Annotated in this window: 12 protein-coding genes and 1 rRNA gene; 10 read left to right on the top strand and 3 right to left on the bottom strand. The window is 39.5% G+C overall.

The window, feature by feature from the left end:
- Positions 1-100: ribosomal RNA gene (gene rrf / locus CZ434_RS00480) — 5S ribosomal RNA — on the top strand; the annotation flags it as partial.
- A 571-nt stretch (positions 101-671) separates the two neighbouring features.
- Here rrf and CZ434_RS00475 read toward each other — a convergent pair.
- Positions 672-1,934, bottom strand: coding sequence for a BaiN/RdsA family NAD(P)/FAD-dependent oxidoreductase (locus CZ434_RS00475; protein ID WP_077621268.1), 1,263 nt, complete (start codon positions 1,932-1,934; stop codon positions 672-674).
- 255 nt (positions 1,935-2,189) lie between these two features.
- Between CZ434_RS00475 and CZ434_RS00470 the strand changes: the two genes are divergently transcribed.
- Together CZ434_RS00470 and CZ434_RS00465 are read left to right on the top strand one after the other, a co-directional pair.
- Positions 2,190-3,827, top strand: coding sequence for a putative polysaccharide biosynthesis protein (locus CZ434_RS00470; RefSeq protein ID WP_077621267.1), 1,638 nt, complete (start codon positions 2,190-2,192; stop codon positions 3,825-3,827).
- A 22-nt stretch (positions 3,828-3,849) separates the two neighbouring features.
- Complete coding sequence (locus tag CZ434_RS00465) at positions 3,850-4,566, top strand: pseudouridine synthase (protein WP_077621272.1); 717 nt, start codon at positions 3,850-3,852, stop codon at positions 4,564-4,566.
- A gap of 54 nt (positions 4,567-4,620) precedes the next feature.
- Here CZ434_RS00465 and CZ434_RS00460 read toward each other — a convergent pair whose 3' ends face one another.
- Positions 4,621-4,839 carry a DeoR family transcriptional regulator gene (locus CZ434_RS00460; RefSeq protein WP_077621266.1) on the bottom strand — a complete coding sequence of 73 codons (219 nt, stop codon included), beginning with the start codon at positions 4,837-4,839 and terminating at the stop codon, positions 4,621-4,623.
- A 153-nt stretch (positions 4,840-4,992) separates the two neighbouring features.
- Between CZ434_RS00460 and CZ434_RS00455 the strand changes: the two genes are divergently transcribed.
- The 5 genes from CZ434_RS00455 (at position 4,993) to CZ434_RS00435 (ending at position 9,682) form a co-directional block, all read left to right on the top strand.
- Positions 4,993-6,015 (top strand): potassium channel family protein, encoded by a 1,023-nt coding sequence (locus tag CZ434_RS00455; RefSeq protein ID WP_245830902.1) that lies wholly within the window; start codon positions 4,993-4,995, stop codon positions 6,013-6,015.
- Positions 6,016-6,230: 215 nt separating this feature from the next.
- On the top strand, positions 6,231-6,788 hold the full coding sequence (thpR, locus tag CZ434_RS00450; protein ID WP_077621265.1) for an RNA 2',3'-cyclic phosphodiesterase: 558 nt from the start codon (positions 6,231-6,233) through the stop codon (positions 6,786-6,788).
- A gap of 9 nt (positions 6,789-6,797) precedes the next feature.
- Positions 6,798-7,712: a nuclease-related domain-containing protein gene (locus tag CZ434_RS00445; RefSeq protein ID WP_077621264.1), complete on the top strand. Its 915-nt coding sequence runs from the start codon at positions 6,798-6,800 to the stop codon at positions 7,710-7,712.
- 14 nt (positions 7,713-7,726) lie between these two features.
- Positions 7,727-8,662: a diacylglycerol/lipid kinase family protein gene (locus CZ434_RS00440; RefSeq protein ID WP_077621263.1), complete on the top strand. Its 936-nt coding sequence runs from the start codon at positions 7,727-7,729 to the stop codon at positions 8,660-8,662.
- A gap of 225 nt (positions 8,663-8,887) precedes the next feature.
- On the top strand, positions 8,888-9,682 hold the full coding sequence (locus tag CZ434_RS00435) for a phosphotransferase (RefSeq protein WP_425441985.1): 795 nt from the start codon (positions 8,888-8,890) through the stop codon (positions 9,680-9,682).
- Here CZ434_RS00435 and CZ434_RS00430 read toward each other — a convergent pair.
- Positions 9,669-9,953 carry a YtzH-like family protein gene (locus tag CZ434_RS00430; protein ID WP_077621261.1) on the bottom strand — a complete coding sequence of 95 codons (285 nt, stop codon included), beginning with the start codon at positions 9,951-9,953 and terminating at the stop codon, positions 9,669-9,671. The two genes, CZ434_RS00435 and CZ434_RS00430, sit on opposite strands and share 14 nt — an antisense overlap.
- A 760-nt stretch (positions 9,954-10,713) precedes the next feature.
- On the opposite strand from CZ434_RS00430, the gene trmB reads away from it, so the two are divergent.
- Both trmB and CZ434_RS00420 read left to right on the top strand, forming a co-directional pair.
- Complete coding sequence (gene trmB / locus CZ434_RS00425; protein WP_077621260.1) at positions 10,714-11,352, top strand: tRNA (guanosine(46)-N7)-methyltransferase TrmB; 639 nt, start codon at positions 10,714-10,716, stop codon at positions 11,350-11,352.
- Positions 11,353-11,396: 44 nt separating this feature from the next.
- Positions 11,397-12,254, top strand: coding sequence for a YtnP family quorum-quenching lactonase (locus CZ434_RS00420; RefSeq protein WP_077621259.1), 858 nt, complete (start codon positions 11,397-11,399; stop codon positions 12,252-12,254).
- The last annotated feature ends 40 nt before the right edge of the window (positions 12,255-12,294 follow it).

Raw genomic sequence — 12,294 nt, 5'->3', positions numbered from 1 at the left:
GAAAGGTCACACCTGTTCCCATGCCGAACACAGCAGTTAAGCTTTCCAGCGCCCATGGTAGTTGGGGCATTGCCCCTGCGAGAGTAGGACGCCGCCAGGCAAAGAGAGAACCCCTGAGAAGAAACATCTTCTCAGGGGTTCTTTTTACGAGAAAATAGTTGCTTAGAGGATAGATGAAAGAGAAGAAAAAAACGGGAAGGGCAAAGAAGTTCGACTAAGAACGCCACGTCCTGTGGCAACGCCGAACTGACCTACATCCTGTAGGCCCCAGCACCCATGGTAGTTGGGGCATTGCCCCTGCGAGAGTAGGACGCCGCCAGGCAAAGAAAGAACCCCTGAGAAGAAACATCTTCTCAGGGGTTCTTTTTACGAGAAAATAGTTGCTTAGAGGATAGATGAAAGAGAAGAAAAAACATGAAGGGCAAGGAAGTTCGACTAAGAACGCCACGTCCTGTGGCAACGTCGAACTGACCTACATCCATAAAAAAGAATGGTTTTTAATCGTGTGATGCGAACCCAAGGTTTTTTTTCATGTCCTATAGGCCGCCGCTTGGTAAATTAAAATCCCCGAGAAGAAAATAATAATCTTTTCGAGGATTTTTTATTAGAAGGATTTTGTTGTTAACAGGGACGTTTAGATTTTTATCACAATAAGAACATAAATGAGTAGACTATGTGGCAAGAGATTCCCAAGCCGCATTCATACCTGCAACTCGACCGGTAACCATTGCTGCGGTAATATTATAGCCTCCCGTATATCCATGAATATCAAGAATTTCACCGCAAAAAAATAAACCTTCCATTAATTTAGACCTCATAGTATTGGGAACTATTTCTTTGGTTGAGACTCCGCCTCCGGTAACGAACGCTTTTTCGATTGGCTGTGATCCGGTAACTTCAAACTGGAAGTGTTTAAGGTCTTTAATGACATTCGCGAGCTTTTCCCGGGAAATATTAGCTGACCTATCGTCTGACTGAATATCGTTCTTTTCTAATAGAAAATCCAGGTAGCGTTCTGGTACTACCCCTTTAAATACATTTTTTACAGTTTTTTTAGGATTTTCTTTTATATTTGTCAGGTAGTCATTATACAAATCTTCTTCACTGATGTCTGGTAATGCATCTACTTCCATGGTAACTTTTTTTGCCCCTTTTAACAGTTCTTTGACCACAAACTGGGAACACCTTAATACAGCTGGTCCTGAAACCCCGAAATGGGTAAACAACATATCCATTCTGTGGGTTATGATTGCTTTTTGCTTATTGTTCAGAACACTTAGGGAAACATCTCTAAGCGAAAGGCCTTGTAGTTTTTTTTCCTTTATAAAGGGTTCCTTGGAGAGTAAAGGTACTTCGGTAGGATAAATCTGGGTTATTGTATGACCGGCTTTCTTTGCCCAGGCATACCCATCTCCAGTGCTTCCGGTGTATGGTACTGCTTTACCGCCCACTGCAATGATTAAAGCATTTGTATTGATTTTTTCTTTGTTTGCCATAATCACAGTATGTTCCTCATTCCCAAAATGAACAGCTTCTACCGGTGAATTGGTTCTGATCGTAACATTCAATTCTTCCAGACGGTTGAGAAGGGCGTTCACAACGCTTTTCGCAGAATTGCTGACAGGGAACATTCTTCCATGGTCTTCTTCCTTTAAGCCCACGCCTAACCCCTCAAAAAAATCGATGATATCGTAGTTGTTAAAAACGGAAAAAGCACTGTACAAAAAACGTCCATTTCCAGGTAGATGTTTGATCACTTCGTCCTGAGGAAGCCGATTGGTTACATTACAACGTCCTCCTCCTGAAATGGCAAGTTTCTTACCCAATTTATTTCCTTTATCTATCAATAAGGTTTTTGCACCATTCTCAGCTGCTGCAATAGCAGCCATTAAACCAGAAGGTCCTCCACCTATTACTGTTACTTGGTATGACAATTTGATTCCTTCCTTCCTGTTATCATGTTTCCTAAAATGGGTAGTGTTAATTGTTATGGTTTATTATCTCATATTTCCACAAAAACAATAACCAGATATGTCTCACCATGGTAATACAATGAAATGGTTGTACCAATTCTAATTTATCCACTTGAGAAATCTAGCGTACTAGAAATAAACAACAATTTCAGTTCCAAGTCTCACTATATGATAGAATAAACTAGTTAGATTAAACAAGAAGATGCAGGTGAAATTATGGCAACATCGAATATTCTCCGTGGCACGATGCTATTGACAGGTGCCACATTTTTATCAAAGTTTTTGGGAATGATTTATGTAATCCCTTTTAATGAATTGGTGGGGGCAGAAGGCGGAGATCTTTATCAATATGCTTATGTCCCATATAACATATTATTGAGCGTTTCTACAGTAGGAGTCCCGCTTGCTGTGTCTAGATTCGTTTCTAAATATAATTCATTAGAAGATTATGAGACCGGAAGACGAATGTTCAAAGCAGGTATGTCCTTGATGATGATCACAGGATTTATCGGTTTTTTAATTTTGTTTTTCGGTGCAAGTGTACTTGCAAGGTTGTCGATTCCTGAGGGGGCAGAAGGTACTTCGGTAGAAGATGTCACTTTTGTGATTAGAATGGTCAGCTTCGCACTAATTATTATACCTAGCATGAGTATTGTAAGAGGATTTTTCCAAGGGTATCAATCCATGGGGCCAACTGCAATATCCCAGGTTATTGAGCAAATTGTAAGGATTATCTTCTTACTTGTGTCAGCTTACTTAGTAATGAACGTTTTTGGCGGACAAGTACGTACTGCAGTAGGTTTTTCTACTTTTGCTGCTTTTGTCGGAGCTGCTGCCTCTTGTCTCGTATTGCTTGTGTATTGGAGAAGAAGGAAGAAGCATCTGGATAAATTACTTCGTCAGCAAAAACAAAGCTATAATTTGCCTATAGAAAAGCTGTTCAGGGAATTGTTCCGTTATGCAGGTCCATTCATATTGGTTGGGCTTGCAACATCGTTGTACCAGCTTGTCGACCAAATGACATTCAAACGGATAATGGTTGCGATAGGAGAAGGAGAAAATGCAGTAGCTGCGATGGCCAATATCAATTTTTATGGACATAAACTGGTTATCATCCCAGTTACACTGGCTACAGGTATGTCACTGGCCATTCTGCCTGCAATTACTAACTCTTTTACAGCAGGTAAAAAGGTGCAAATGTTCGGCCAGATGAATCAGGCACTCCAAATTATCGTTTTATTGATACTGCCGGCAGCAGTAGGGATGTCCGTGTTATCCTATCAAGTTTATGCAGCTTTTTATGGGTTGGAAAATATAGCACTGAATGGGATGATCCTACGTTGGTATGCTCCTGTTGCCTTATGTTTCGCCTTTTTCACGGTCAGTGCTTCTATATTACAGGGGATCAATAAGCAGAATTTCACAGTTATCAGTTTGAGCGCAGGGGTACTGATGAAAATTATATTTAATTTCCTGCTGATATACCTGTTTGGTGCCCGTGGAGCTGTTCTTGCCACGATGGTAGCAGTGACAACTGTTTGTTTGTTAAATTTGTGGAAAATCAAGAAAAGTGTCCAATTCAGTTACCGTCAGTTAATAAAACGGTCGATGCTGATCGCTATCTTCACTACCATCATGGGGATAACTGTTTGGGTGACAAAATGGCTGTTAGAATTGTTCTTGTCTACCCAGGATGACAGGCTGGCAAATATCATCGTCCTTATAATCTGTGTTGCAGTCGGTATGCTGGTCTACTTGTGGCTGGGTTATCAGTCAACCCTTCTAGAAAGAGTACTGGGAAACAGGGTGCGTAAACTGGATAAAATTTTGGATAAACTGTTTAGAAGGAAATAACATGACGCGGAAGGTTGAGTACATGAGAATCGATAAATTACTTGCTAATATGGGTTATGGAAGCAGAAAAGAAGTTAAGAGTCTTTTGAAAAAGGGAAGCGTCAATCGGGATGGCGTAGTAATAAAAGACCCTAAAACCCATGTAGATCCCAATAAGGACGTTATCAGTGTCTTTGGGCAAAAATTGGAATACAGAGAATTTGTTTACTTGATGATGAATAAACCGCCTGGTGTTGTGTCTGCAACGGAAGACCAGCGGGATGATACAGTTGTTGATTTGCTGGAGCCTGAGGATATCCTATTTGAACCTTTTCCTGTAGGCAGATTGGATAAAGATACGGAAGGTCTCCTTCTATTAACAAATGATGGGAAATTGGCCCATCAACTGTTATCACCGAAAAAAGAAGTAGGGAAGACTTATTTCGCCGTTATTCAGGGAACAGTGACAGAAGATGACCAGAAAATGTTCGAGAAGGGTGTAAGGCTTGATGACGGTTATGTCACCAAACCGGCAAAACTCAATATCCTTTCATCCGGGAACGAGTCGGAAATCGAATTAACTATTACAGAAGGCAAGTTCCATCAAGTTAAGCGAATGTTTGAAGCGGTCGGCAAAAGAGTGATTTATCTAAAAAGATTAACCATGGGAAGATTGGAACTTGATAAGGAGTTGAACACCGGGGAATACAGAGAACTGACAGAGGAAGAACTACAACTATTGAGGAACCCGCAAAAATAACAGGAGAGGATAAAAAAATAGACTGACGATCGCTGTCAGTCTTTTTATATGAATTTATGAAATTTTTACTTTCTTCTTAGTGATTTTCCATCTTCCCCGATGTGGACTTGTGACAAGACCGTTATGTTCCAGAACATTGAGATCTCGTTGAACGGTTCGATCTGTTATCCCAAATTCTTCTGCTAATTCGGTTGTAGAGACTGTACCTTTTTCTCTAATATAAAGATACATAGCCTTGACTCGACTAAGCATTCGGGTTGTTGATTGATTCAAAAAACCACTCCTTAACTTATCGTCATTAGAATTGTGGTGCCAGAATCTTGAGATTATAATAATTCTACACCTTTTTTTCTGAAAAGGCTAGAAATTACGAACAACTTTACAGAAAATTCATTTAATAATCGTTAAAGGAGGGAGGAACCCATTTTGCTACAAAAATTTATATTTAAATTGGTAGCTATCAGCAATACGATGATATTCCTTTCCAGTTTTGCTTTAGTTCTAATATCCTCGATTCTTATCGTGCATCTGGAACCAGAAACATTTCCTACATACTTTGAAGGTTTTTGGTGGGTGATGACCACAGTGACTACAGTAGGTTATGGTGACTATTCTCCTGTAACCGTTGAAGGCAGACTGTTGGCATTGTTATTGTACATATTTGGAATAGGCTTAATTGGTGTTATTATCGGTAAAGTGTTAGATGGCTTGGGAAAGTTCAGGAAAGACAGGGAGGAGGGAAATATTGTGTATTTTGATAAAGGGCATTATGTCATAATCGGTTGGTCGCATAAAGCAAAAGCAGCTATACAAGAAATGGAAGAAACCAAAAAAGACACAGAAATCGTCATTGTGGACGATTTGGAAAAAGCCCCGATGTTGTCAGATCACATCCATTACATAAAGGGGGATGTTTCTACTACCGGAGTTCTGGAAAAAGCCAACATTAAAGACGCTTCAGCCGTTTTGATATTTGCGGATGAACGGATTGAAGACAAACAATTGGGGGATGGAAGAACCCTTTTAATTGCATCCGCTGTAGAAGCAGTGGCTCCAAATGTGCATACAGTAGTGGAAGTAATGGATGAGGAACATATCAAAAATTTTGAATATGTGAACGTGGATGAGTTTGTAGTATCCCATGAAACAATATCCTCTTTATTTGTAAGGTCTGCTTTCAGGAAAGGCATATCAAATGTATATAATCAATTGTTGAGACGGGCTTATGGCGATGATCTGTTCCATATTCCGAAGAAGGAAAGCTGGAAGACATACCGCGATGCCTTCAATGAGCTCTTACAAGAGGGGGCTACTTTGATTGCTGATCGTGACAATTTAAGCATTAATAGGATGCTTGATGATCATTTGCCGGGAGATGCAGAGCTATATGTTATTTGTGACAAACAAACATGCGAAAAAATACATCAAAGATTCACAGAAAAAGACTGAGAAGTCCAATTGCATGATGAATCCCAATAAGAAAAGACAGTACTTGTTTAGTACTTGTTTGTACACTGCGGGCATTTATTCAGCCGGACGAAAGGCATAGATAAATGCCTTTTTCTTAATCGGTAAAATTTCCATCTTATATATTTACTCTTTATTAACTATATTAAGGAATGGGAAAGGAAGAGCCCAACAAACACTGAATAAGGAGGGTATTCATGGCTTCCGACTATCCGCATTATTTTATCGGCATCCCCATAGAAAAACAGTATGAACATTGGCTGGGCGAATGGCAGACAGAATTGAAAGAGAAAGATTTAAAATATAAAAGCTGGACACATCCTGCTGATTTGCATATAACCCTTAAGTTTTTAGGTGCTGTATCCGATAAGGACATTAAGGAGCTAAAGGACAATTTAGCTGAAAATTTTCGGTACCAGAGTTTCCAAGTGAATATTGGAAATATCGGCTTTTTCGGTAAACAAAACAATCCTCGTGTTATCTGGGCCGGTGTAGAAAATAACGACTTATTGAACAAATTACAGGAGAATGTAGAAAATGTCTGTATTTCACTAGGATTCACCAAAGAGTCAAGGCCATACCGGCCGCATATAACGTTAGCCAAGAAAGCAAAGACTGATAATCGATTTGATCAAAATCTCCTTCTTTCGTTTCAGGAGAGGAAAGAAATGACCGTTTCAAGGTTTTGTATATTCCGAATTCACCCCTCAAGCTCTCCGAAATATGAAGTAGTAAAGGAGATTATCCTGAAATGAGGTGGAAGCTTGGCTCAATTAATAAAACTCTTAAATTATTTATCAAGATATGAACAAGATATTTACCATTATCCAGGCCAGTTTATCCGTTTAAAGAGACAACAATGGAAGCATACGGTTAATAGCTGGGAAAACCAAAAATATCACGAAGCAGAAGATTCATTGGATGAAGAAGATACCTCTGAAGGATCGTCGAGCTGGCTGAAACTTTTCAAAAGAAAAGCAAAACCCGAAGAAGCGGAAGAGGTACATAAAACCACCCCTCCGCTCCCTATGGATAAACAGGAATTAAAGCGTCATTTTTTAGATAACCTTTTACCTTTTCAATTGAAATGGGCATCTACCACCATTAGCAGAATGTCTTTTTTAGACAGAGACTATTTCACTGATCCTACATTAATTTACTTTTTGCAAAGATTCCCTGACACCTACTTAGTTATGTATGATCCTTTATTTCAGTTGAAGAAAAGTACGGTAGAGGGTGATATTATTTTGCTTCATCCTCAAGGGCTCGATATTGTCCGTGTCATAAAAGCTGAAACTGGAGATAAATTTATTGCAAGTGCAGGGAGAACATGGGAAATACAAGGAAGTAATGGAACTAGAAATATGCTGAGTCCGTTAATTTCATTGAGAAGGACGGAGCAGGTGATAAACAGTGTGCTGGATCTGTATGGCATTGAATTTCCGGTTCGAAAGGTTGTCATTTCTCAAATCAATAAGATCGACTTTGAAAGCGAACCTTATAACACCAGATATATTGGGGCAGATCAACACGCAGAGTGGCTCCAGTATAAACAAAAAGAAGTTTCCCCATTAAAGCATAGACAGTTAAAAGTGGGGGAGGCTTTGCTTAAACATTGTCAGTCGATATCAGTTAAAAGACCCGAGTGGGATCAGGACGGCGGGCTTTCTTTCGAGTAGAAGAGGGGATATAAATGTATATTTTTATTGTAAATACTTTTGCCGGAAAGGGCGAAGGGGAAGCAATATTAAGAAGTATAGAAAAAGACCCGCTATATAGACAAATTTCCTGCCGGTCGTTCTATACAGAATATGAAGGCCATGCGGAGAAAATCGCCAGCCAACTAGCTGAAATGTATGGTGATCAAATTAGTTGTATGATCGCTGTCGGAGGTGACGGGACATTTTATGAAGTGTTGAATGGTCTCTCAAGCCATCCTGGTATTCCATTAGGCTTTATACCCTCAGGTACTGGCAATGATTTTGCGAAAGGATACAACATAAAAGGGAATGCTGCAGATATCTTTAAAAAAATCGTCTCTGGAAAAAAGTGGTCCAATTTTTGGCCCGGTGACTATGTAACCGACAAACGCACACCGAAATTCAGGCGGATGTTTGCAAACAGTATCGGGTTCGGATTTGATGCTGAAATAGTATATCAAGTACATAAAGCCAAATTTAAAATGAAATGGTTGGGTTCTATACAATATTTAGTTGCTTTGTTTGTCGTGTGGAAATCATTTAAACCGATTAATATGGAAATAGTTATAGATGGAAAAAACATTCCCTTAAAGGACGTTTGGATGGTGACTGTTTCGAACCACCCATACTATGGTGGCGGCATGAAAATTAACCCGGCAGCGAGAATCAATCCTGACCATTTTTCTATTTTAGTTGTAAAAGGGATTTCACCTTGGAAAGTACTTGGTCTCTTTTTCACTGTGTACTGGGGGAAACACGTTCGGTTTAAAGAGGTTTCTGTATTGAAAGCTAAACAATTCGAAGTGGTAAGTGACAAGCCGATCTCCTTTCAAGTTGATGGACAACCAGGTAAGTGTAAAACCTGCACAATGTCGAAAAAACGTGATAGCAGGAAAATTTTTGGTATGTTTACGAAATTATCTTCTTGAAATTTCATCCCTGAATAAGTTAATCTAATCATTGTCTGCCTTATTATATCGATTCAGTAAAAGATGGAAATCAAAAAGATTTCTTCTTTTAGTCAAATTATTGTATAATGCTATTTATGAGCAGACCAATATCATATATATATCAAAAAATAACTAATACAATATACTTTTTCTGAAATACTGCAATTATAAAAAGAAAGATTTGAGGAATTGAAGGTGAACTGGTTGGAAAATATTCTTGGAGCTGATTGGACAATTACTCCAGCAGGCGGTTCTACAGGGGAGGCTTACTACGCACACAGCGAAAGAAAAAGACTTTTTCTGAAGCGTAACTCATCTCCGTTTTTGGCCGTTTTATCTGCTGAAGGTATTGTTCCAAAGCTGGTATGGACAAAAAGAATGGAAAACGGCGATGTCATCACTGCTCAAGAATGGTTGGAAGGTAGAGAGCTTACTCCTGAAGAAATGCAGCATCCACGTGTTGCGAAGCTGTTAAGTAAAATTCATCATTCCTCTGAATTGTTGGATATGCTTATGCGTATCGGCAAAAGGCCAATAAAGCCAGAGGATATATTATACGAGTTAAAATCAAATATTCGGATAGGTGAAGAAATTGCCGCCCAGATTGAAGTTTACCAGGCAATGAAACATTTGGAAAAAATGCTCCCATCGATCCAAAAGTATAAACAGGTAGTTTGTCATTGTGATATGAATCATAATAATTGGCTGTTATCAAATGGACAGTTATACCTGATTGACTGGGACAATGCCAAGGTGGCGGATCCGGCAATGGATATTGGCATGATTTTGTACTGGTATATCCCTGAATACGATTGGGATGACTGGCTCAATCGTTATGGAATAGACAGAGAGGACCAGTTAATAGACCGAATGTATTGGTACTTGATTGCTCAATCTGTCAGTTATTTTCTTTGGTACAAGGAAAGAGAAGAAACAAGAAAAGCCGCTCAACGTCTTGATGAGCTTAAGCGGCTGTTAAACAGGGTTACTGTAAATTAGTGACCTGAATAGAATTCACCCAGTTTTGCAGGTTTTCACGGTTTGTGTTTATGTGATCATCTAAATTTTGGACAAGTTCCCCTTGTCTGCTGTAATCATAGATTTCAGGTAATAATTGCTTGAGCTCTGGATCTTGTATGGAATTGGAAGCAATCATGGATTTTACTATCCTTTGTACTTGCTGGCATTCAGCCACACTTCCACAGCATTCTTCCGAGTGTTCGCTTAGAATGTCATATAGCACACTGAGTTGGTTCTGAACATTTTTCACAGTCTTTATCCCACCTTTTCTTTCCTATAATGCTCCGACCGGACAGTTTTTATTCTCAGATCAACTATGACAAAAAGACTGGATAGCTTCTCAAAAAGAAGTTATCCAGTCTTTTTGGTTTCCATTAATAAAAGAATCTGCTATTTCTTAAAAAACATAAACTGCGAGATAACTTCAGTGTGGCTTCCTCTCCTTTTCGGAATGAATGCTGAGCCGGCGCTGCGGAAAAACACTCGCTTTCCGTGGGGAACGCTTCAGCCTCCTCGCTGGCAAAAAGCACACCAGCTGTGGGGGCTTCAGACTGTTCCTTTCCCACAGGAGTCTCGGATTTTTCCGCAGCTTGGTATAGTTTTCTGATTAAGTGAGAAGTGATCCTGAAATGCGTCTAATATGGTTCTCCCTGATAAAAATGGAGAAAAACCTTTGCATAGCTAAAGGCAGAACACGGTGACTCTTGCGGCAACATCACTCCCCCGGTTTCGGAACCCCGAGGATTTTGAAAAGCCATCCATGTATTTACACCGCTCGCATAGTGTTCTGCCGCAGCGAAGTTATACCACTCATTTTAATCAGAACGAGAGGAAGTCTCCCTAGAAGGAATTTTCACTATGTCGCAATTTGCCTCTACTGTACCGTTTAAGATACAGGTATTTTCAGTTCTTTCTATCTCCTTCTTAATATACAACGGATTTGCTAATATCTTTAGTTTTTGATGAAATAATGATAAGGTTTAAAAGATAAATATGAGAGGAGTGCGGTTATGCGTACTAGACATAAACCATGGGCAGATGACTATTTAAAAGAAAATAATCAAATAGTGGAATTGGATCCATTTCAACATAAAAACAGCTGGGCAGAAGTTTTTGGCAATGACAATCCCATCCACATCGAAATCGGAACTGGCAAAGGTCAATTTATTGCCGGTATGGCCCGACAACATCCAGATATTAATTTTATCGGTATTGAGTTAGTCAAAAGCATTATTGTCAGCGCCGTTGATAAAGTAAAAGATTCCGGGCAAGACAATGTACTTTTAATAAATGAGGATGCCAAAGATTTACGGGAATTATTTGGTGAGAATGAAGTTTCAGGTGTTTATTTGAATTTTTCGGATCCATGGCCAAAGACCCGGCATGAAAAAAGAAGGTTGACGTTCCATACCTTTTTAGAACAATACAAAGGAATTTTAAAGGAAGACGGCGAACTTACTTTGAAAACGGATAATCGGGGGCTTTTTGAGTATTCATTAGTTAGCTTTTCTCAATACGGCATGAAATTGAAAGAAGTAAATCTTGACTTGCATAAAGAGGAAGATCCACTGAATATCAAGACAGAGTATGAGGAGAAATTTTCCGAGAAAGGATTTCCGATATACCGTTGTAAAACAAGCTTTTCCTAGGCATGGGAGTGCCCGGTTGCATAGGCGGAAAGGAGCTTATACTGATGGAGACACTGAATGTTGGTCGAGCAAAGTTAACCTGGTTGAACGGTGGGGTGAACCACTTGGACGGAGGGGCCATGTTTGGGGTTGTCCCAAAGCCCTTATGGAGCAAGAAATATCCTTCTAATCTTCAAAATCAAATTGAGCTGCGTACTGATCCGATTTTGATTGAACTGAATAACCAACGATTCCTGGTCGATTCCGGCATAGGAAAGGACAAATTATCGGCTAAGCAGTTACGTAATTTTGGCGTCTTGGAACAATCTGACTTAGATGGATCGTTGAACAAACTCGGTTTTACGAGGAATGAAATCGATGGAATATTAATGACGCACTTACATTTTGACCATGCATGTGGCTTGACCAGATGGAATGATGGTACTCTTTCATCCAGTTTTCCTGACTCTATAATATATACAAATCGAACAGAGTGGTCGGAAATGCGCAACCCAAACATCAGGTCAGTCAATACATATTGGGAGGATAATTGGAAACCAGTTCAGTCCCAAGTAACCACATTTGAGGATGAAATGGAGATTGTTCCAGGTCTGAGAATGATTCATACGAGCGGGCACAGTGATGGACATTCCATCATTGTTTTTGAAGATGGAGAAGAGATGTTTATTCATATGGGCGATATCATGCCTACAAATGCCCACCAAAATCCGTTATGGGCTCTGGCATATGATGATTACCCGGTTACCTCTGTCCATGAGAAGAAGAAATGGATGGATCTGGGTTATCAAAAACAAGCCTGGTTTACTTTTTATCATGATGCATACTTTCGTGCAATTAAGTATGATCACGACGGTAAGGTGATTGAAGAGGTGAAAAGAAACCGACATTCTTATACACAATAAGAAAGAGGACGGATTATTGCCAAAGCAATTTCCATCCTCT

Source organism: Sediminibacillus massiliensis (assembly GCF_900156915.1).
GTDB lineage: Bacteria > Bacillota > Bacilli > Bacillales > Amphibacillaceae > Sediminibacillus_A > Sediminibacillus_A massiliensis.
Note: the sequence above shows the minus strand (reverse complement) of the source record. Positions and strands in the feature narration are given on the sequence as shown.